Source organism: Nocardia aurea, assembly GCF_003123685.1.
Taxonomy (GTDB): Bacteria; Actinomycetota; Actinomycetes; order Mycobacteriales; family Mycobacteriaceae; genus Nocardia; species Nocardia aurea.
The window spans coordinates 480426-505239 of sequence record NZ_QCYJ01000021.1; the positions used below are offsets into that span (position 1 = coordinate 480426).

1 protein-coding gene is annotated in these 24814 nt (G+C 69.2%); it reads left to right on the top strand.

All coding sequences use genetic code 11. From position 1 onward, the window contains the following. The first annotated feature begins 259 nt into the window (after positions 1 to 259). Entirely contained in the window at positions 260 to 24802 is a 24543-nt protein-coding gene (locus DAT37_RS09825; RefSeq protein WP_109524369.1) for a non-ribosomal peptide synthetase, read from the top strand. Positions 24803 to 24814 lie beyond the last annotated feature (12 nt).

A 24814-nucleotide genomic window follows, 5' to 3' on the forward strand; every position in this document is an offset into this window, starting at 1 on the left:
ATTGCGCGTTTCAAACAGGGATGTCGGCAATATTTGGGCAATGGAGGTGGGGAGTCGCTGTAGCTAGGCCGATCAGGACGCGATCAGGCGTCCAATTGCGGGCGTACAGGTTATACGCGGTTCGAGATCGGCGCTTCGAGAGCAGGGGTGGCGCCGCGTCAAACGGATGAACTCGCGTACTCGGGGAAATTCGGATGCGGAACGCACGGGTATCGCGCTGTGCTTCTGTGCCTCCGAATATGATTAAGGGGTCACACGAATGAATCAGAAGTCCGACGTTTCCGGTGGCACGATCGTGGATCTCATTCCACTGTCGAGGGCGCAGTACGGCATGTGGCTGGCCGATACTCTGCCCGGCGGCCCCCCGGTCAATATCGCGCACTACCTGGAGATCGAGGGCCCGATCGACCTCGACGCGTTCGCACGCGCCGTGAACGACGCCGGCCACGAGATGGAATCGCTCCTGGTGCGCGTCATCGAGTCGGACGGTCGCCCTTATCAATTCGTCGACCACACCATGGAGTACGACGAGCCGGTACTCGATTTCAGCGGCGACGCCGATCCTGTCGCGGCGGCGCTGGAGTGGATGAGCGCCGACTACAGCACCAAGGCGCTGGATCTGAGCCGCGATCAACTCGCCGTCACGCGACTCATCCGGGTCGGACCGGATCGGTACTTCTGGTACGCGCGCGCTCACCATCTCGTCGTGGACGGATACGGCGCGTTCAATTCGTTGACCCGCTGCGCCGAGCACTACAACGCCCTACTCGAAGGCCGAGCGCCCGCGCCGCTGGTGGCGGCGACACTGCACGACGTCGCCGAGGCCGAGCGCGCCTATCGCGAAAGTCCCAGATTCGAAGCGGACAGGGCATATTGGCTCGACAAGGTGTCCGGCCTGCCGAAACCGGCCAGCCTGTCGGGTCGCACCGCGCGCTGGGCCAAGGACGACCGCGTCGCCGGTCAGGAACTCCCGTCGCACCTGTCCGACGCGCTCGATCGCTTCGCCGAGGATCTGCACGCCTCCGAAGCGCAGGTCGTGATCGCCGCTTTCGCCGCGTTCCTCGCCAGGATGACGGGCACCGACGATGTCGTGCTCTCGATGCCGGTCTCGGGGCGGGTCACCAAACGCCTGCGCAACGCCGCCGCGATGCTGGCGAACATGGTGCCGATCCGCTTCGCCGTCGGCGCGAGCACCACGGTCGAGGACATCGTGCGCGCCTCGGTGTCCGAACTGGTCGCGGCAATGCGGCACCAGCTGTACCGCTTCGAGGATCTGCGCCGCGAATCGGACGCGCTCGACGCCTCGGCGAACTCGTTCGGTCCGATCGTCAACATCCTGTTCTTCGACTCCGAGATCCGGATGGGATCGGCACTGGGCCGATACCGCGCGCTCACCTCGGGCACGCTCGACGACCTGCAACTGAACATGTATCGCTCGGGCGCCGACGCGCCCCTGCTGATCGAACTGCACGGCAACGGAAACCTGTACGGGCAGGAAGAACTCGAGACCCACGCCGCCCGATTCATCGAATTCCTGCGCAGGCTGCTGGAATCGCCGCGCGACACCCCCATCGCCGCCATCGATCTGCTCGACACCGCCGAGCGGGGCCGTATCGTGGGCGATCTCGCGGGCCGCGACGGCGCGAGGCCGTCGGCGACGCTGGTCGAGCTGCTGGCACGGCAGGCGGCCGCGACGCCCGAGGCGATCGCCGTCACCTCGGGCGACATCTCCCTGACCTATCGCGAGCTGGACGAACGGTCGAACCGGTTCGCCCGCAGACTCATCGCGCGCGGCGCAGGCCCGGAATCACTCGTCGCCATCGCGATGCCGCGCGGGGTCGAGGTCGTCGCCGCCACCCTCGGTGTGCTGAAAACCGGTGCGGGATATCTGCCGCTGGATCTCGCGCATCCGGCCGACCGGCTCGAATACATTCTGGCCGACGCCGATCCGATCCTCACGGTGACCAGCGGTGATGTCCGGGACCGGGTGCCGGGCGATCCGGCCAGGGTCGTGCTCTTCGACGGGACGGGTCGCGCCGACGGTGATTTCGTCGCTCGCCCGATCATCGATACCGATCGGATCGCGCCGCTGCGCTCGGATCAGCTCGCCTATGTCATCTACACCTCCGGCTCGACCGGACGTCCCAAGGGTGTCGCGATCACCCACCGCAGCGTTTCCACATACCTGGTGAATTCCTGCGCCGAGGCCGGAATCCGGGCCCAGGACGTCTGGACCTTCTTCCATTCCTATGCCTTCGACTATTCGATCTGGGAGATCTTCGGACCACTCGTCACGGGTGGACGTGTCGTGGTCGTGGACAGTCGGACCACCCGGTCACCGGAGGATGTCGTACGCCTGGTCGCGCGGGAAGGGGTGACGGTTTTCAGCCAGACCCCCTCGGCGTTCTACCAATTCGCGGCCGCGCGACAGCGGTACGCGGACGCGGGCGAGCCGGACGGTCCGCTGTCGCTGCGGCTGGTCCTGCTCAGCGGTGAGGCGCTGCAACCGGCGCTGCTCGCGAACTGGTACGACCGGAACCCGGCCCTTCCGGTGCTGGTCAACAGTTACGGGATCACCGAGACCACGGTCTTCGTGACCTATCTCGGTTTGTCGTCGAATATCGCCGTCGCGGGCGCGCCGAGCGCGATCGGTCCCGCGCTGCCGGGCTTGCGCACCTACGTGCTCGACCAGCGGTTGCAGCCGGTGCCGCTGGGGGCGTGGGGTGAAATCTATGTCGCGGGCGAACAACTCGCCCGCGGCTACCTGAACCGCCCGTCGTTGAGCGCGAGCCGGTTCGTCGCCGACCCGTTCGGGGAACCCGGCGGTCGGCTCTACCGCTCCGGGGATATCGTGCGCTGGAACAACCTCGGTGAGCTCGAGTACCGGGGTCGCGGTGATCAGCAGGTGCAGCTGCGCGGGTTCCGGATCGAACTCGACGAGATCCGCAACGCGCTGACCGGGCACGACAGTGTCGCCTCGGCCGCGGTCATCGTCCGCCATCCCGATACCGAGGCCGCCGGACTCGTCGGATATGTCGTGCCGGAACCGGGCGCGACATGCGACGCGGAAACCCTGCGCGCGCACGTCGGTTCGGTGCTGCCGGAATACATGATCCCGGTGGCGATCGTGACATTGGACGAATTGCCGCTCACCGTCAACGGAAAACTCGATCTGCGCGCACTGCCCGAGCCGGTCTTCGAATCCGCCGCACCCTATGTCGAGCCACGGACCGTCGCCGAGGGGCTGATCGCCGACGTCTTCGCCGAAGTGCTCGGCGCCGACCGCGTCGGGGTGCTAGACAGTTTCTTCGACCTCGGCGGCAACTCGATCACCGCGACCAGCGCGGTCGTGCGCATCGCGGAGGTGATGGGCTGCGAGGTCTCCGTGCGCGATCTTTTCGGCCATCCGACCGTCGCCCGCCTGGCCACGCGACTGAGCGAGGCCGAGCGCACGACCCGGCCACCGCTGCGCGCGGTACACCGGGTAGATCCCGTCCCGCTCGCGCCCGCGCAGAACCGGATATGGATGCTCAACCAGGCCGACCCGACCTCGGGCGCCTACAACATTCCCCTGGTCCTGCGGTTGACCGGCACACTCGATATCGCCGCGTTGCGCGCGGCGCTGACGGATGTGATCGAACGCCACGAGACTCTGCGCACGGTGTATCCGGTCGTGAACGGGCAAGGCGCACAGGTCATCCTGCCCGCCGACGCCGTGGTCGCCGAGCTGACGCCGATGGTGGGCCCCGCCGATCCCGACGAGATGAAAGCCCTCATCGGCACACTGGTCTCCGCGGGTACCGACCTGCGCACCGATCCGCCGATCCGGATCACCCTGTTGTCGACACCGGACCGTGCCGGGCACGTCCTCGTCGTCGTCCTGCATCACATCTGCTGCGACGGATGGTCGTTGCGTCCGCTCGCGGCCGATGTGGCGGGTGCCTACGCGGCGAGGATGGAGGGCAAGGCGCCGGAGTGGCGTCCGCTCGATGTGCACTACGCCGACTACAGCATCTGGCATCGCGAACTGCTCGGCGACGAGAACGATCCGGCCTCGCTGTCCTATCGCCAGCTCGACTACTGGACCAGGCGACTGGCCGGAAAGCCTCCGCTGCTGGAGATTCCCACCGACCGTCCGAGGCCCGCGCGCCCGTCGCTGCGCGGCGAGGTCGTCACCGCCGCGATCGACGCGGAGACCTTCTCGGGGATCGAGCGGCTCGCGCGCGCGTCGAACGTGACCACTTTCGTCGTCGTGCACGCCGCGCTGGCGGTGTTGCTCGCCCGGCTGTCGGGGGAGCAGGACATCACCATCGGCACGCCCGTCGCGGGCCGCGGTGAACGCGCGCTCGAACCGCTGGTCGGCATGTTCGTCAACACCGTTCCGCTGCGCACCGAGATCCGTTCCGACGAGAGTTTCGCCGCGTTCCTGACGCGGGTCGGCAACGACGACGTCGACGCGTTCGCCCATGGCGATCTGCCGTACGAGCAGATCGTCGACGCCGTCGAACCGCGCCGGTCGATGGCCTACGCGCCGCTGTGCCAGGTGTATCTCGTGCTGGAGAACACGGGTCGCGCGAAGGTGGAACTGTCGGATCTCACGGTCGAGGTGCTCGACCGTGACGCGGAGCCCGCGAAGGTCGACCTGATCGTCACCGTCGCCGAGAACGTCTCGGACGGTGGCGATGTCGCGGTGCGGATCAATTACGCGACCGACCTGTTCGACCGGGATTCGATGGAGGTCTTCGCCGAACGCTGGACTCGTATCCTCGCGGAATTCGTCGCCGACCCGCGGCGGCCGGTGGGTGCGGTGAACGTCCTGTCCGCGTGGGAGCGGCGGACATTGGTGCCCGCGTCGGGTGTGGCGGGTGTGGGTTCACACGTGCTGAGCGACATGCTGTGTGTGCGTGACGCCGACGCGGTGGCGGTGGTCTCGGGTTCGCGGTCGGTGTCCTACGGCGAATTGGACGGGTGGTCGTCGCGGTTGGCGCGATTGCTGATGTCGGAGGGCATCGGTGCGGGCGACGTCGTCGGCCTGGTGATGGGCCGTTCCGCGGAGTTGGTGGCGGGGATGTGGGCGGTGACGAAATCGGGTGCCGGTTTCGTCCTGGTCGATCCCCGGTATCCGGTGGAGCGCGTGGCCGGGATGCTGGCCGACGCCGGTGTCGGTATCGCGCTGTCGGTATCGGCATCCCGCGCGGTCGTGCCGGGCGGGGTTCGGGTCGTGGTGCTGGACGGACCGGACGCGCGGGAGAACCTCGCGGATTACTCGCCCGAGCCGGTGACCGATCTGGATCGGGTGCGTCCTTCGCGGGTTTCCGATGTGGCCTATGTGCTGTTCACTTCGGGGTCCACGGGTGTCCCCAAGGGCGTGATGGTGACCCACGAGGGTCTGGCGAATTTCGCGGCGGAGCAGGCGGTTCGGTACAGCGTCGACGTATCGTCACGGGTGCTCGCGGTGGCGGCGCCCGGATTCGACGCGGTCGTACTGGAATTGCTGATGGCGCACGCGTGCGGCGCCGCGCTGGTCGTCGCGCCGCCCGAGGTCTTCGCGGGTGCGGAGCTGGCGGAATTGATCGCCGGTGAGCGGGTGTCGCACGCCTTCCTGACGCCCAGCGTGCTGGCGACCATGTCGCCCGAGAGGTTGGATTGCCTGCGGGTACTGGTCGCGGGCGGCGAGGCCGTGTCGGCGGAACTGGTCGAGGTGTGGGGAACCGGCCGGTCGTTGTTCAACGGGTACGGCCCGACCGAGACCACGATCATGGTGGCGATCTCGGACGAACTGCGCCCGGGGCAGCGAGTGGTGCTCGGCGGGCCGGTCCGCGGTGTCGACTGCGTGGTCCTCGACCGGCGGCTGCGGCCGGTTCCGGCGGGCGCCACGGGCGAGTTGTATGTCTCGGGGCCGGGTTTGGCGCGCGGGTACATCGGACGTGGCGGTTCGACCGCAGCCGTGTTCGTCGCCGCGCCGTTCGGCACGGGGGCCCGGATGTACCGAACCGGCGATCTGGTGCGGTGGGTCGACGGTGGGGTGCTCGAGTTCATCGGGCGCGGCGATTTCCAGGTGAAGGTGCGTGGCCAGCGGGTAGAACTCGGCGAGATCGAGGCTGTGCTCGCCACTCACCCCGGCGTCGCCACCGCGATCGTCGTCGGCGTCGCGACCGAGGCCGGAACCAGGCTCGCCGCCTACGTGCTGCCCGCCGACGGCGCCGTGGACACCGCGGAACTGCTCGGCTATGCGGGTGACCGCCTGCCGTCGCACATGGTGCCCGACGCGGTGCTCGTACTCGACGAGATGCCGCTGACCTCGGTCGGCAAGATCGATCGTGCCGCGCTGCCCGCACCGGTTTTCACCGGTGCGGCCGAATATGTGGCGCCGCGCGACGCCGCCGAGCGGATGGTGGCGCGGATCTGCGCCGAGGTACTCGGCGTCGAGCGCGTCGGAATTCTGGACAGCTTCTTCGAACTCGGCGGCAACTCGTTGACAGCCACCAGGTTCGCCGCTCGGCTGGGCGCCGAATTCGGTGCCGAGGTCGCGTTGCGCGCGATCTTCGAGGCGCCGACGGTCGCGGATCTCGCGCGTCACCTGCGCACCGCGTCCGCCCCTGCCCGTGAACCACTCGAGCCGCAGCACCGACCGGATCGGATTCCGCTGTCGCCCGCACAGGCGCGCATGTGGTTCTTCAACCGGTTCGACCCCACCTCGGCCGTCTACAACGTGCCGATCGTCGTCCGCATGTCCGGCGAACTCGATATCGCCGCGATGCGCGCCACGATCGGCGACATCCTCGATCGCCACGAATCGCTGCGGACCGTCTACCCGGACAGCGACAGCGGCCCGCACCAGGTCGTCCTCGCCGTCGACGAGGTGCTGCCGGATCTCGAGCCGGTCGGCGTCGCGGACAGCGAACTCGAGGCGTCCATCGCCGCGGCGGCGACGATCGGTTTCGATGTCACCGCCGAGGTGCCCTGCCGGATCACGTTGCTGCGCAGCGCGCCGGAGGTGCACACGCTGGTCATGGTGGTGCACCACATCAGCATCGACGGTTCCTCGCTCGCACCGCTCGCGACGGATCTGATGACCGCCTACCGCGCGCGGGTCCGGAACTCCGCGCCGCAGTGGCCGCCGCTGCCCGTGCAGTACGCGGACTACGCACTGTGGCAACGAAAGCTGCTCGGCGCCGACAACGATCCCGACAGCCCGACCGCCTCGCAGACCGCCTACTGGCTGTCGGCTCTCGCCGATCTGCCCGAGGTACTCGATCTGCCGACCGATCGTCCGCGGCCCGCCACGCAGTCGTTCCGCGGTGCCACCGTCACGGTGGCACTGCCGGCCGACCTGCACCGCGCCGTGGTCGCGCTGGCACGTCGCCACGACGCGACGGTTTTCATGGTGATGCACGCGGCGTTCGCCGCGCTGTTGGCACGACTCTCCGGCACCGGCGATATCGCCGTCGGCACCCCCATCGCGGGCCGTGGCGAGCCGGGGCTCGACGGTCTGGTCGGCATGTTCGTCAACACCCTCGTGCTGCGTACCCGGATCGAACCCGACGCGACCTTCCTCGGGATCATGAACCGGGTACGCGAGGCGGATCTGTCGGCGTTCGAGAATGCCGACATCCCCTTCGAACGTCTCGTCGAGGTGCTCAATCCGCCGCGCACGACATCCCACGCTCCGCTGACACAGGTGGGATTCTCCTTCCAGAACATCGAGATCCCGACCGTGAGTTTCGAGGGGATGACGGTCTCGGCCCACATGGCCGATCCCAGCGTGGCGAAATACGATCTGCACCTGAGCCTGGTCGACAGCATGGGGCCCAACGGTGAACCGGCGGAAATGGCCGTCGAATTCAGCTATGCCACCGATCTTTTCGGCGAGGCCACGATCCGTTCGATGTTCGACAGGTACGCGCGGCTGCTGCACGCCGTCGTCGCCGAACCCGGTCGGGTGGTCGGCGATATCGACCTGCTGACCGCCGAGGAGACCGGCGCGCTGGTCGCGCACTCGACCGGCCCGATCACCGACGAGTCGCCGTCGACGATCGCCGAACTGTTCGCCGCGCAGGTCGACGCCCGCCCCGACGCCACGGCGGTGATCGACGCCGATACCGGCGAAAGGTTCACCTACCGTGAATTCGGCGCGCAGGTCGACGCGTTGGCTCGGCGGCTGAACGGCCGCGGTGTCGGCCGGGGTTCGGTGATCGCGGTGGCGATGCATCGGTCCGTGGATCTGCTGCGGACGCTCTACGCGATCCACCGTGCGGGCGCGGCCTACCTGCCGCTCGACCCGGACCACCCGGTCGAGCGGATCAGGACCGTGCTCACCGCCGCGCGGCCCGACCGGATCATCGTCCGCGCGGCCGATGCGGTGCATCTGCCCGACGACGTGGCGCCGTGGACGCTGGAGGAACTCACCGTCGCCGACGCGACCGCCTCGGCGACGGGCGGAAGCGAGTTCGGCCTGCCGCCGCATCCGCTCGATCTCGCCTACGTCATCTACACCTCTGGTTCGACCGGCGTCCCCAAGGGCGTCGCGGTGCCACACGGCGCGGTGGTGAACCAGTTGCGCTGGCTGCGGAATCACTACGGGCTCGGCGGCGACGATGTGATGGTGTTGCGCACCCCGGTCACCTTCGACCTCTCGGTCTGGGAACTGTTCTCCGCGTTGACCTGTGGCGCGGCTCTGGTCGTCGCCGGTCCGGCCGCCCACACCGACCCCACCGCCGTCGTCGCGCTGATGAACGAATACCGCATCACCACGGTCGATTTCGTGCCGTCGCTGCTCGCGGCCTTCCTGGAGACCGCGGGCCCGGACACCGTTCCCGACAACTGCCGGGTGCTCTGCATCGGCGAGGCGCTTCCCGTCGAGACCGTTCGCCGTTTCCGCGAACTCAGCGGCGCCCGCATCGACAATCTGTACGGCCCGACCGAGGCCGCGGTCAGCGTCACCGCGCACCGGATCGACTCGCTCGACGGCACCGCCGTGCCCATCGGCGTTCCCGAAGCCAATGTGACCGTGCACGTGATGGATTCGCGCCTGCGGCCGGTTCCGGTCGGGGTGACGGGTGAGCTGTACCTCGGCGGCGCGCAGTTGGCACGCGGATATCACGGACGGCCCGGCGTGACGGCCGCGGCGTTCGTGGCCGACCCGTTCGCGGACGGGGGCGCGGCCCGGATGTACCGCACGGGCGACCTGGTCCGCCGGGACGGCGCGGGTGTCCTGCACTACGTCGGCCGCGCCGACACCCAGGTCAAGGTGCGCGGTCTGCGGGTCGAGCTCGGTGATATCGAAGCCGCCCTCGTCGCCGTCGACGGTATCGACGCGGCCGTGGCACTGGTCCGCGCCGCGGGCGGCGAACAACGACTGATCGCCTACGCGGTAGCGGGAGAGTCGTTCGACGCCAAGAAGATTCGCGGCGAGCTGATGTCGATGCTGCCGGCCTACATGGTGCCGTCCCTCGTCATCAGGATCGACGCGGTACCGCTGACGGTGAACGGCAAACTCGACTACCGCGCGCTGCCGACGCCGGACCCGAGCCATTTCGCCTCCGAGTACCGGGCACCGTCGGGTGTGGTCGAGCAGAGTATCGCCCGGGTCTTCGGCGAACTCTTCGACCGGCCCGAGGTCGGCGCGGAGGACAGCTTCTTCGAACTCGGCGGCAATTCGCTGATCGCGACCCGCGCGCTCAGCCGCATCGGCGAAATGGTCGACGTCGCGATTCCGGTTCGGGCGATCTTCGAGGCCCCGACCGTCGCCGGTCTGGCCGAACGGATCGCACACCTGCGTTCGGTGCCCAACCTGCCCGCACCCACCCGCAGGAAGCGGCCGGCGCGGGTGCCGCTGTCACAGGCGCAGACCAGGATGTGGTTCCTCAACCAGTTCGAACCGGAATCGGCCGGATACGTCGTGCCGCTGGCGATCCGGCTCACCGGCGAGCTCGATGTGGCGGCCTTCGCCGCCGCGTTCGGCGATGTCGTCGAACGGCACGAGAGCCTGCGCACCGTCTACCCCGCGATCGACGGCGTACCGTCGCAGGTCGTCCTCGACGCGGCGGAGGTCGTCGGGCGATACGACCTCACGCCGATCGTGCTCGACGAGCACGATCTGCCCGCCAGGTTGGCAGAATTCTTGGCCGCCGGATTCGAGGTCTCGGCCGAGGTCCCGCTGCGCGCGGTGCTGTACCGGCTCTCGGACCGGGAATGGTTCGTCGCGATGGCGATGCATCACATCAGCTGCGACGGCTTCTCGGTCGCGCCGCTCGCGACCGACGTGATGACCGCGTACCAGGCCCGCGCACTCGGCAGACCGCCGCAATGGGCTCCGCTCGCCGTGCAATTCGCCGATTACGCACTGTGGCAGCTCGACGTCCTCGGTGCCGCGAACGACCCGGCATCGCCGGTCGCGCGCGATCTCGCCTACTGGCGGTCCCGGCTCGCGGGTGTGCCCGATCTGCTCGAGTTGCCGTCGGACCGACCGCGGCCCATCGAGCGGACCCAGCGCGGCGCGGTACTGCGCGCGACGATCCCCGCCGATCTCCAGGGGCGGATCGAAGCGCTGGCGCGGCGCTCGGGATCGACGACGTTCATGGTCGTCCACACCGCGCTCGCGGTGCTGCTGTCGCGGTTGTCGGGCAGTGACGACATCACGATCGGCGTGCCGCACGCGGGCCGAGGCGATCGGTCGCTGGACAACCTGGTCGGCATGTTCGTCAACACGTTGGTGATGCGAACCCGGGTCGATCTCGACGATTCGTTCACCGAGGTGCTCGAGCAGGTTCGCCATGCCGCCCTCGAGGCGTTCGACCACGCCTCGGTGCCCTTCGAGCAGGTGGTCGACGCGGTGAAACCCGCACGCTCGACCTCGCACACGCCGCTGTTCCAGGTGATGCTGGCCTACCAGAACATGGCGCGCGCCCGACTCGAACTGCCGGGACTCACCGTGGAGAACGTCGATCCGGGCGACAGCGCCGCGATCTACGACCTGCTGTTGATGGTGGCCGAGGAACACGGACCGCACAACGAGCCCGCGGGCATCTCCGTGCGGGCGACCTACTCCACCGACCTCTTCGACGAACACACGGTGCGCCGCTTCACCGAACGTCTGATCCGGATACTCGACGCCGTGGCGACCGACAGCGAGTCGGCGGTCGGCGCGGTGACGTTGCTCGACGAGCAGGAGCGGTCGCGGGTTCTGGAGCGTTGGAACGACACCGGGGGCTCGTGCGCTCCCGGCGTGACCCTGGTGGACGCCTTCGACGCGCAGGTGGCACGGACACCCGACGCCGTGGCGCTGCGCGTTCCCGGCGGTATCACCTGGACCTACCGGGAGTTCGACGCGCGGGTGAATCGCCTGGCCCGTCTGCTCATCGCGCGCGGCGCGGAGCCGGAGCGGGTCGTCGCGGTGGCGATCGGCCGGTCGGCCGAACTCGTGACGGCGTTGTACGCGGTGATCAAGGCGGGCGCGGCGTTCCTGCCGATCGATCCCGGCCATCCCGCCGCCAGGATCGCGCACGTGCTCGACACCGCGAAACCACTGATCGTGCTGACCACCTCCGTGGACGGCACCGACCTGCCGGAAGGTGTCGACACCGTCCCTGTCGACGGGCTCGACCTGCGCGAGCTGTCGGACGCGCCGATCGCCGACGGCGAGCGCCGGGCCCCGCTGCGGCCGGACAACACCGCCTACGTGTTGTTCACCTCCGGCTCCACCGGAGTCCCGAAGGGCGTCGCCCTCACCCACGCCGCGACCGCGAGCCAACTGGAGTGGGCCCAGCGCCGGTGGCCGCACGACACCTCCGATGTCGTACTCCACAAGACCCCGATCACGTTCGATATCGCCGTCTGGGAGTTGTTCTGGCCCTTGCGGACCGGTGCGCGGATCGTCGTGGCCGAGCCCGACGGGCACCGCGACCCCGCCTACCTGGCGCGGGTGATCGCCGACCACCGGATAACGACGGCGCATTTCGTGCCGTCCATGCTCGAGGTGTTCACCGAATTCGTCGGTGCCGCCGCGCTCGCGGCGATGCGCCGGGTGTTCGTCTCGGGTGAGGCGCTCTCGCGCCGCGTCGCCGACGACGCGGCCGCGGTGTTCACGCGCGCGGACACGGTGAACTGGTACGGCCCGGCCGAGGCGGAGGTCGTCACGTCGGTGCGGCTCGCCGAGGACGCGGGGGAGTCGAGGGATTCGAGCACCGGTGCGATGGTGCCGATCGGTGCGCCGATCTCGGGTATGCGCGTCTACGTTCTCGATGCCGGGCTGCGTCCGGTGCCGGTCGGCGTCGTCGGCGAATTGTATGTCGCCGGTGTGCAATTGGCGCGCGGGTACCAGGGCAGGCCCGCGCTCACCGCGGGCGCGTTCGTGGCGAATTCCTTCGGTGCGCCCGGACAGCGTCTGTACCGCACGGGTGACCGCGTGCGGTGGACCGAGTCCGGCACGCTGGAATACCGTGGCCGCAGCGATTTCCAGGTGAAGGTGCGCGGTCAGCGTGTCGAACCCGGCGATATCGAAGCCGCGATGCGCGCCATCGACGACGTCGCCCGCGCGGTGGCGATCGTGACCGCCGAGCGGATCGTCGGGTACGTCACCCTGGTTCCCGGGGCGCGCGTCGACGGCCGCGAGATCCGCGACCGCCTCACCCGTTCGCTGCCCGGCTATCTCGTTCCGGCCGGTGTGCAGGTTCTGGAGTCGATGCCGCTCAACGCGAACGGAAAGCTCGATCGGTCCGCCCTGCCGCGACCGGTATTCGACGACCGCGAGGAATTCGTGCCGCCGCGTACCGACCACGAAGAGGTACTGGCGGGGGCGGTCGCCGAGCTCACGGGCGCCGATCGGGTGAGCGTGCGCGCGAATCTGTTCGAGATCGGCGTCAATTCGCTCTCCGCCGCCCGGCTCGCGGCGCGCGCGCAGACGGCACTCGGCGTCGATGTGGGTATCCGTGACATCTTCGACGCCCCCACCGTCGCCGGACTGACCGAACTGCTGGCGACGCGGTCGGCGTCGACGGAGGCGCCACTGGTCGCGCGACCGCGTCCGGCCGTCGTGCCGCTCGCGAACGCCCAGCGGCGGATGTGGCTGCTCAACCAGCTCGATACGTCCTCACCGGCCTACAACATCTGCTTCGCCGCACGACTGACCGGGCGACTGGATATCGACGCGTTCCGCGCGGCCTTCCTGGACGTCATCGGCCGACACGAACCGTTGCGGACGGTCTACCCGGTCGTGGACGGTGAGCCGTGCCAACTGGTGCGGGAACTCTCGGGTATCGGCGCCGAATTGGTGCCCGCACCGCTCGAGGTCGCCGACGAGGCCGAACTGACGGCCCGGATCGGTGAGACCGTACGGGCGGGATTCGATGTCGCGCAGGCGGTCCCGCTGCGCGTCCGCCTCCTGCGGACCTCCGAGCAGGAGTACGTGCTGGTCGTGGTGGTCCATCACATCGCGGCGGACGGCGCGTCGATGCCGCCGCTGGCCCGTGATGTGTTCTCCGCCTACGCGGCTCGTACGGCGGGCCGTGCGCCGGGCTGGGAACCGTTGGCGGTCCAGTACGCCGATTACGCCCTGTGGCAGCGGGATTCGCTCGGCGCGGAGGACGATCCGGCCTCGCGGCTCAGCAAGCAGATCGAATACTGGTCCCGCACCCTGCGCGACGCGCCGGAACTGCTCGATCTGCCGACCGATCGGCCGCGCCCGGCCACCATGTCGATGGTCGGCGGCAGTGTGCGCTTCGACATTCCCGCACGGCTGCACGACGAGATCGTGCGGGTGGCCCATCGCGAGGGCGTGACGGTCTTCGTCGTCCTGCACGCGGCGCTGGCGATCCTGTTGGCGCGCACGGCGCACACGTCCGACATCTCGATCGGCACCCCGGTCGCGGGGCGTGGGCGGCGTGAACTCGACGATCTGGTCGGCATGTTCGTCAACACGGTCGTCCTGCGTACCCCGATCCGCGAGGACCGGACCTTCGCACAACTGCTGTCGGAGATCCGCGATATCGATCTGGAAGCCCTCGCGCACGCGGATCTGCCCTACGAGCGACTGGTCGAAATCCTCGATCGGCCCCGATCGGCGGCGTACTCCCCGCTGTTCCAGGTGATGTTGGGGTGGCAGCACGCCTCGGCGTCGCGCTTCGAATTGCCCGAGATCGCGGTGGAACCTGTCGATCCCGGCATCGCGCAGGCCAAGACCGATCTCACCGTCCTGGTCACCGAACGTCTCGAGGGTGACCGTGCCGCGGGGATCGGCGGCGAGATCGTCTACGCCGAGGATATTTTCGATGCCGCGACCGCGCACGCCTTCGCGGACCGGTTCCTTCGCGTCCTCGACGGCCTCATCGGCGATCCGACGCGTCTCGTCGGTGCGGTGTCGCTGCTCGGCGACGAGGAAACGGCACGGCTCGTGCCCGCGTCCGGTGGTTCGGTCGGACCCGCGCGGCTCTACCCCGATCTGCTCGCGGATTCGGTCGCGGCGGCACCCGACGCGATCGCCCTCATCGGCGTCACCGAAACACTGACCTACGCCGAAGTCGAGGACAGGGCCAATCGGCTCGCCCGCCACCTGCTGACCATGGGACTCGGGCCGGACGATTTCGTCGCGCTCGCCGTCCCACGCTCGGTCGACTATCACATCGCCATGTGGGCCATCGCGAAGACCGGTGCGGCCTTCGTCCCGGTGGACCTGCGGTACCCGGCGCGTCGTATCGACCACATGGTGCGGGATTCCGGCACGCGCGTCGGTCTCACGCTGACCGCGTCGCTGGCGGCGTTGCCGGACGGCTTCCGATGGGTGGCCCTCGACGATCCGGACACGGCCGCTGAGATCGCCGCATGCCGCGCGACCGCCGTCACCGACGCCGAGCGCACCAGGGCGCCGCGGATCCAGGACGCGGCGTACGTGGTCTACACCTCCGGGTCGACCGGCACCCCCAAGGGCGTCGTCGTCACCCACCAGGGTCTCGCGGGTTTCGCCGCCGAACAGCGCGATCGTTACCGGGTCGAGCGCGATTCCCGGGTCCTGCACGTGTCGGCGCCCGCGTTCGACGCGGTACTGCTCGAATCGCTGATGGCATCGCAGGCGTCCGCGGCGCTGGTGATCTCACCGCCGGATATCTTCGGCGGCGCCGAACTGGACGACCTGATCCGCCGACACGGGGTGACGCACGCCTTCCTCACCCCCGGTGTCCTCGCGACGATTCCGGCGACCGGTCTCGCATCGGTGCGGATGCTCGCGGTCGGCGGCGAGAAGGTCGGTGTCGACGCCATCGCGCCGTGGGCGGCGGGGCGGCGACTGCACAATATCTACGGGCCGACCGAGACGACGATCGTCATCACCATCAGTGACCCGATGTTGCCCACCGACTCCATCACCATCGGCGGTCCGATCCGCGGTGCGGCGGCGGTCGTTCTGGACGCGGGGTTGCGTCCGGTGCCGGTCGGCGTCGCGGGTGAGTTGTACCTGGCGGGCCCGCAGCTGGCGCGCGGGTACCTGAACCGGTCCGCGCCGACCGCCGGTGCCTTCGTCGCGAATCCGTTCGGCGACTCGGGTTCTCGCATGTATCGGACCGGCGACATCGTGCGTTGGACGCGCGGCGGAGCCCTGGAATACATCGGACGCGTCGACTTCCAGATCAAGATCAGGGGTCAGCGCATCGAACTGGGTGAGATCGACGCCGCGCTGATCGCCTATCCGACGGTGTCCGCCGCGGTGACGGTGGTCCGCGGCGGGCCGGGCGGTCAGCCCGCGCTCGCGGCCTACGTGGTGGCGGAGACCGGAAGCACCGTCGACCCGGTCGACCTGCGCGCCCGGGTGTCGACCGTGCTGCCCGCGCATATGGTGCCCGCCGTGATCACGGTGCTGGACACGATGCCGCTCGCCTCGACCGGCAAGGTGGATCGCAAGGCCTTGCCCGAACCCGATTTCGACAGTGCCGTCACCGATCTCGTCGCGCTGTCGGGCGAACTGGAACACACCGTGGCCGCCGCGTTCGCCGAGGTGCTCGGCATCTCCGCGGTGGGCGCGACCACGTCGTTCTTCGCGCACGGCGGCGATTCCATCATGGTGATCCAGCTGGCGTCGCGGTTGAAGTCGGCCGGTGTGCTCGTGACGGCCAGGGATATCTTCGAGCGCAAGACGGTGCGGGAGCTGGCGCGGGTGGCGGGCGCCGCTGAGCGTCGCGCGCTCGAGGAGTTGCCGGGCGGCGGTATCGGCGAGATTCCGGCGACACCGATCGTGTCCTGGTACCTCGAACGACTCGGTACCGCGGACCGGTTCGCGCAATCGGTCCTGGTCCGGCTGCCCGGTGCGGCCCGCGTCGAAGACGTGACGGCCGTCGTACAAGCGGTGCTCGACCAGCACGACATGTTGCGGGCCAGACTGCGCGACGGGCGTCTCGAGGTCCTGCCCGCCGCCGATGCCGCGGGCTCGGTGCTGGTCCGGACGTTCGGCGAGGCGCAGGCTCCCGGTGGGGATGCCTTCACCGCCGTACTCGAGACCGCGGCCGCCGAGGCGGCCGGACGTCTGGATCCGGCGGCGGGACGGATGGCGCAGGTCGTCTGCCTGCTGCCCGAACCGGGTGTCGATTCCGACGGCCGCGCCCTGATCGTCATCCACCACTTGGCCGTGGACGGCGTCTCGTGGCGAATCCTGGTGCCGGACTTCATGACCGCGTGGCAGCAGCACACGCTCGGCCAGGGCATCTCGCTGCCCGCGCAGGGCACATCCATGCGCCGCTGGGCGCACGCTCTCGTCGAGGCCGCCACCGCGCGAGCGGGCGAGATCGACCTGTGGGAGCGCACGAGCGGCGCCGTCGATCCGCAGCTGGGTTCGGCCGCGTTCGACCCGGCACTCGATATCCAGTCCACGGTCCGCCAGGTGACGATATCCGTGCCGACGACGGTGACCTCGGCCCTGTTGCACGCGGTGCCGGAAGCCGTCCACGGCAGTGTCGACGACGCGTTGCTCGCCGGACTGGCGGTCGCCGTGGCACGCTGGCGCGCTCGGCGCGGCGTCACGCACACCGGCCTCAAGGTGCTCGTGGAGGGCCACGGACGTGAGGAGCGGATCGCCGAAGGCGCCGACCTGTCGCGCACCGTCGGCTGGTTCACCAACGCCTACCCCGTCGCGCTGGAAGTGGGCGACACCGGAACCGATATCCGCGCGACGGTGAAATCGGTGAAGGAGCAGTTGCGCGCGATCCCGGACAAGGGGATCGGGTACGGCCTGTTGCGGTACCTGAATCCGGACACCGCGGGCAGGCTCGCGGCGGCGGCCGAGCCGCAGATCAGTTTCAACAATCTCGGTCGGGTCGGCGTCGACGTGACGACCCTGTCCGAATACGCCTGGAGTCCCGCGGACGAGGAATTCGACCGCAGGGCGGCGTTCGACCAGGACATGCCCGCCGCGGCGGCCGTCACGATCGACGTCCACGTCGAGGAGACCGAATCGGGTCCGCGACTGTCCGCCTACGTCGGTTACGCCTCGCGTCTGTTCGAGCACGACGACGTGGTGGCACTCGCCGACGAGTGGGTCGCCGCGCTGACCGCGATCGCCGCCGAATCGGAACTGGACCGCGATTGGGGTCTGTCTCCGGCCGACGTCCCGCTCATCGAACTCGCTCAATCCGATCTCGACATCTTCGCGGACAGGTACGGTCCGCTCGCCGACGTGTGGTCACCCGCCCCGCTCCAGGCGGGCCTGCTGTTCCACGCCGACCTCGCCGTGGGCGGGCTCGACGTGTACACGGCGCAGTCGGTGCTCACGCTGGAGGGCGCGCTCGATCAGGACCGGCTCGAGCGCGCGGTGTCCGCCTTGCTCGGGCGCTATCCGAATCTGCGGGCGGCCTTCACCCGGACGACGCAGGGCGTCGCCGCGCAGATCGTTCCCGCCGACATCGCGATCTGCTGCGCCAAGGCGGACGCGAGCGGGGACGAGGCGGCGGTGCGGGCGCTGGTCGAGACCGAGCGCACCCGCGCGTTCGATCCCGCGCGGCCGCCGTTGCTGCGGTTGCTGACGGTCACCGCCGGACCGCGTGACTTCCGTCTGGTGCTGACAGCACACCATCTCCTGCTCGACGGTTGGTCGTTGCCGCTGCTGTGGCGAGAGTTGATCGGGCTGTACGCGGTCGACGCTCGGCACGAACTGCTCCCCGCCCCGGCGAGCTACCGCGACTACCTGGCCTGGCTCGACGGTCGCGACCTGTCGGAAAGCCTCGACGTGTGGCGCGAGATGTTGCGCGATGTCGACGAGCCGACGCTGGTGTCGGATTCGGCGATCGGGACGACGGCGGATGTCCCCGTCGATCTCGAGGTCGTCCTCGATCGCCGCGTCACCGCGGAACTGGAGGAATTCGCCCGTTCCCGCTCGGTGACGATGGCGACGATGGTGCAGTTCGCGTGGGCGGTCGTCCTCGGGAACCTGCTCGGCGTGGAGCGAGTGGTGTTCGGCAGCACCGTATCCGGGCGTCCCGCCGAGCTGCCCGGCGTGGAATCCATGATCGGTCTGTTCATCAATACGGTGCCGGTGGCGGTGCGGGTTCGTCGCGACCGGACGATCGAGCAGTCGCTGGCGGACCTGCAGGCCGACAACACCCGTCTGCTCGATCACCACTACGTCGAACTCTCGCGAATCATGTCGGCCACCGGCGCGGCGGCGCTGTTCGACACCCTCGTCGTTTTCGAGTCGTACCCGGTCGACAGCAGCGGGCTGGGCGAGGTCGATATCGACGGCATACGGGTGGTCGGCGCGACGGGAACCGACGCCGCGCACTACCCGATCACCGTGCAGGCGCATCTGCTCGAAGAACTGCACCTGCGGGTCCGCTATCAGCGCGCGTCCGTCGATGACGGCACGGCCGCGGGTCTCGCCGCGCGTCTGGAAACCGTATTGCGCGCCGTCACCACCGATCCCTCGGCACTGCTCCGCGAGGTCGACCTGCTGTCGGCCGACGAGCGCCGCGCATCGGTTCCCGCGTCGGGCGCCGACGGTGTGGCGCCGCGCGTGCTCGGCGATGTGTTGCGCGCGGGTGATCCGCAGGCTCCCGCGATCGTGTCGGAGTCGCGGACGGTGTCGTTCGACGAGTTGGACGGATGGTCGTCACGACTGTCGCGTTTGTTGATCTCGGAGGGTGTCGGACCCGGCGACGTGGTCGGCCTCGTGATGGGCCGCGGCGTGGAACTGGTCACCGGCATGTGGGCGGTCGCGAAGGCGGGCGCGGGTTTCGTCCTCGTCGATCCCCGGTATCCGATGGATCGCGTCGCGGGGATGCTGCGGGACGCGGACGTGCGCACGGTGCTGTCGGCGTCGGTGGACGCGAGTGCGGTGCCACAGGACGTTCGGGTGGTGGTGCTGGACGATCCGGCCCTGGAATCGGAATTGGACAGGTACTCACCCGCTCCGGTGTCCGATGCCGACCGGGTGCGACCCTGCCGGGTCTCCGACGTGGCGTACGTGCTGTTCACCTCCGGATCGACCGGTGTGCCGAAGGGGGTGATGGTGACACACGAGGGTTTGGCGAATTTCGCTGTCGAACAGCGTGATCGGTACGGCATCGACAGTTCCGCGCGGGTTCTCGCCGTCGCCGCTCCCGGTTTCGACGCGGTGGTGCTGGAACTGTTGATGGCGCACGCGTGTGGCGCGGCGCTCGTGGTCGCGCCCCCGCAGGTGTTCGCGGGTGTCGAACTGGCCGAACTGATCGCCCGCGAGCGGGTGTCACACGCCTTCGTGACGCCCAGCGTGCTGGCGACGATGTCGCCGGAGGGGCTGGACTGCCTTCGGGTGCTCGTCGCCGGCGGCGAGGCGGTGACGGCCGAACTGGTGGCGGCATGGGGTGTCGGTCGGTCGCTGTTCAACGGATACGGGCCGACCGAGACCACGATCATGGCGATGATCTCGGATCGACTGTCCCCGGCGGACCGCGTCGTGATCGGTGGTCCCGTTCGCGGCATGCGCTGTGTGGTCCTGGATCGGTGGTTGCGTCCGGTTCCCGAGGGCGTGGTCGGCGAGTTGTACGTCTCGGGGCCGGGTACGGCACGCGGGTACGCGGGCCGCGGCGGGGCGACGGCGGCCGCGTTCGTCGCGGCGCCGTTCGGCCACGGCGAGCGGATGTACCGCACCGGTGACGTCGTCCGGTGGTGTGACGGCGGAGTACTGGAATTCGTCGGGCGCGGCGACTTCCAGGTGAAGGTACGCGGTCAGCGGGTGGAGCCCGGTGAGATCGAAGCGACCCTGCTCGACCACCCCGCGGTGCGTCAGGCCGTGGTCGTGCTCCGTGCGGACGACCGCGGTGTCGACCGGTTGGCCGCCTATCTCGTGGCCGACGCCGACACCGATACCGCCGAGGTGGCGGCCGCCGCGCGGACGCGACTGCCCGGACACATGGTTCCCGAGGTCTTCGTCGTCCTGGCGGCGCTTCCGCTGACCAACACCGGCAAACTCGATCGCCGATCGCTGCCCGCACCGGATTTCGTGGATCGCCGCGAGTGGGTCGCTCCGCGCACCGATGTCGAATGCGTGGTGGCCCAGGTGTTCGAGGACGTGCTCGGCGTCGAGAGGGTCGGCGTGCTCGACGGCTTCTTCGAACTCGGCGGCAATTCGCTGTCGGCGACGCGGGCGGCCGCTCGGCTGGGTGCGGCCCTCGGGACGCGCGTGGGCGTGCGCGACCTGTTCGAAGCGCCGTCGGTCGGCGTGCTCGCCACGCGCCTGGCCACCCTCGACCGGGTCGAGCGGGCGCCACTGACCAGGCGTGCGCGCCCGGATCTGATTCCGCTTTCCCCCGCGCAGCAACGCATGTGGTTCTTCAACCAGTTCGACACCTCGGTGGCGGCCTACAACGTGCCGCTGCTGGTTCGGCTGCGAGGCGAACTCGATATTGACGCGATGCGGCGCGCGTGCGACATGGTCGTCGCGCGGCACGAATCGCTGCGCACCAGGTACCCGATGACGGGGGGAACCCCGCACCAGGTGATCGTCGACGCGGCGGAGATCACGCACGTGCTCGACCCGGTCGTCGTGGACGAAACGCAATTGATGGCACGGGCCGCGGCCGCGGTCTCGGTGAGTTTCGATGTGACCCAGGCGCCCCCGGTCCGGCTGGATCTGTTCACCCTGAGCGCGACCGATCACGTCCTGGCGATCACCGTGCACCACATCTGCGCGGACGGGCAGTCGATGATGCCGCTCGCCCGGGATGTGGCCGCGGCCTATGTGGCGAGCACGCACGGCACCGAACCCCTGTGGCCCGAACTCGCGGTGCAGTACGCGGACTACTCGATGTGGCGTCGGGAAATGCTCGGCGACGAGAACGATCCCGATTCGGTGATCTCCGACCAACTGCGGTATTGGCGGGACACGCTCGCCGGCCTGCCCGAACTGCTCGAGCTGCCGACCGACCTGCCCCGTCCGGCGATCGCCTCCATGCGCGGTGAAGCGGTCGACTTCGAGATCTCCTCGGCGCTGTGGTCGCGGATCGACGGAATCGCGCGGCAGGCGAACGCGACGGTGTTCATGGTGCTGCACGCCGCGCTCACCGTCCTGCTGTCGCGGCTCGCCGGTGTCGACGACATCGCCGTCGGCACACCGGTTTCCGGCCGCGGTGAACGCGAACTCGACGATCTCGTCGGTATGTTCGTGAACACCGTCGTGCTGCGGTCGCGGGTCGCGTCGCGGCAGCCGTTCGCGGAGTTGCTCGCCGCGACGCGCGATGCCGACCTGGCCGCGTTCGCCCATGCGGACGTGACTTTCGACCAGGTGGTGGAGATGCTCAATCCGCCTCGGTCGACGGCGCACCTGCCGGTGTACCAGGTGACCTTGGACGTGCAGAATCTGCGCGCCGCCGCGCTGACGCTGCCCGACCTGGTCATCGAGCCGATCGAGCACGGATACGAACAGGCCCAGGCGGATCTGAACGTCAAACTGGTCGATCGCTACGACGACAACGGCGCCCGGGCGGGGATGTCGGGCCGTCTGACCTACGCCAGTGATCTGTTCGTCGAGGAGACGATGCATCGCTTCGTCGACGCGTTCGTCCGGATCCTGGAGACCGTGACCGAGGATCCGACCGTCGTCGTCGGTGATATAGGCCTGGTCGACACCGCGCAACAGCTCGAGATCCTCGGTGCGGCGGGCACCGACGGCATCGCGGTGCCGGAAGTGACTCTGGCGCGGCTGTTCTCGGACAGCGTCGGCGCGCACCCGGATGCGGTCGCGGTGAGCGACGGCGTCGCGCGGCTGACCTACGCGGAGCTGGATCGTCGTGCCGAGGCCGTGGCCGCGCGGTTGACCGAATGCGGCGCGGGACCGGAAACGCTGGTGGCCGTGGCGCTGTCGCGCTCGGTGGATCTGGTCGTCGGACTGCTCGGCGTGATCAAGGCGGGAGCGGGATATCTGCCGCTCGATCTCGCCTACCCGCGCGAGCGGGTGCGGTTCGTCCTCGACGACGCCGCGCCCGTGGTGGTGCTCACCGCCGCGGCGACGGCGTCGGACGTGCCGGAATACTCGGCTCCGGTGGTGTTGGTCGAGGACTGCGTGGAGGTCGGACCGCGGACACGGCGCGCCGCCGCGCCCGAGGCCGGACCGGACAATGTCGCCTACGTCATCTACACCTCGGGATCGACGGGCAGGCCGAAGGGGGTCGTGGTGAGCCACCGCCAGGCGGTCACCCTGTTCACCAGGGCCGCCGAGCGATTCGATCTCGGTCGCGACGACGTGTGGACGATGTTCCATTCGTACGCCTTCGATTTCGCGGTCTGGGAGATGTGGGGGCCGCTGGTCTCCGGCGGCCGCGTGGTGGTCGTCGACCACGACACCTCGCGGGCGCCGGACGCGCTGGTCCGGATACTGGTGCGGGAGCGGGTGACGGTGCTGAGCCAGACGCCGTCGGCGTTCTACGGTTTCGCCGACGCCGAGCGTCGCTACCGGGAATCCGGCAGCGCGGCGGGAGAACTCGCGCTGCGGTACGTGGTGCTCGGTGGCGAGGCGCTCGACACGTCGAGGCTCACCGAATGGTTCGCCGCGCACGAGCCGGACGCGCCGCGCGTGGTGAATATGTACGGAATCACCGAGACCACCGTGCACGTCACCTATTCCGAACTCGGCGGCGCGAACTCGGCCGCGGTGGATTATTCGGCGGCGGACGGTCCGGCGGCGGACAACGCGGGAATCGGCACGCCCCTGCCGGGCCTGCGCGCCTACGTGCTCGACGATCGGCTCCGTCCCACCCCGATCGGGGTCGTGGGGGAGATGTACATCGCGGGTGACCAACTCTCCCGCGGCTACCTCGGCGCCCGCTCGTTGAGTGCGAGCCGTTTCGTGGCGAATCCGTTCGGGCCCGCGGGCTCCCGGCTGTACCGTTCCGGCGACACCGCGCGTTGGCGACGTGCGGCGGACGGACTGGAGTTGTCCTACGCGGGGCGCGCGGACGCGCAGGTGCAGTTGCGCGGCTTCCGTATCGAATTGGGTGAGGTGGAATCGGCGCTGCTGCGCCATCCCGCCGTGACCCAGGCCGCGGCCGCGGTGCATCGTCACGAACTCGGCGTGGATCAGTTGATCGGTTACGCGGTGGTGGACGGGCACGACATCGATCCCGGCGAGATCCGCGCGACGGCGGCGCGGGTGCTGACGAGTTACATGGTGCCGTCGGTGGTGATGGTGCTGCCCGAACTGCCGCTGACGATCAACGGCAAACTCGATCGCAAGGCATTGCCCGGACCCGATTTCGGCGAGTCGGTCATCGAATTCGTCGCTCCGCGTACCCGGACCGAGAAGGTGCTCTGCGAGGTCTACGAGAAGGTGCTCGGTGTCGCGCGGGTCGGGGCGACGAACGGATTCTTCGATCTGGGCGGTAATTCGCTGCTCGCGACGAGCGTGGTGATCGAATTGCGCTCGCGCGGCGTGACGATCTCGCTGCCGTGGATGTTCGACGACGCCACGCCGGAGGCACTGGCGCGCAGGGCGGACGAGGCGGAGGGCGGTTCCGGCCTCCAGGTGCTGCTTCCGCTGCGCGCAGGCGGGTCCAAGCCCGCCATCTTCGGTGTCCACCCCGCGGGCGGCCTCGCCTGGTTCTACGGCGGCGTGGTCGAACACCTGGACCGGGACCGGCCGGTGTTCGGGTTGCAGGATCCGCACGTCGTCGCGGGCGAACCGTGCGCGGATTCGGTGGACGCGCTCGCCGAGCGGTATGTGGCCGAGATTCGCCGGGCGCAGCCGAACGGGCCGTATCACCTGCTCGGCTGGTCGCTCGGCGGTGAGATCGCCCATGCCATGGCGGTGCGGCTGCAGCGCGAGGGCGACCAGGTCGGCACCCTGGCCGTGCTCGACAGTGTCGTCGGCTGGGCCGACGGGCAGCCCGACCCCGCCATCGTCGCCACCAACGGCCACGCGCCGGGCGAGCTGATGGCGGACCTGCTCGGCGGCTGGCGGGAACTGTTCGACCTCGGTGACGCGGTGTCGGCACAGACCCACGAGCAGGCGTGGGGCGTCATCCGCGATCAGATCGTCGCCACCGGGATGTTCACCGCCGACCAAGTGGATCGGTTGATGACCAGTTTCGAGACGGCGAGCGACATCGCGCGCGATTACCGTCCCGAGGTCTTCGACGGCGACATGGTCGTATTCACAGCGGGCCGGGACCGCGGCGACCACGACGCGATCGCCAGGACGTGGCGGCCCTACGCCACCGGCGAGGTCCATAACACGGTGGTGGACGCGCGCCACCTCGAACTGACCCACCCGGCCGCGCTGGCCGTCGTCGGCCCGATCCTGGAGCGGTTCATGACGGGCGTCGAGGAGGCGGCGATGTCCGCGACATCACGGGAGTAGCGCCCGGCGACG

Coding starts and splice junctions, on each gene's coding strand:
- DAT37_RS09825 (WP_109524369.1), top strand. CDS start 260: ATGAATCAGAAGTCCGACGTTTCCGGTGGCACGATCGTGGATCTCATT.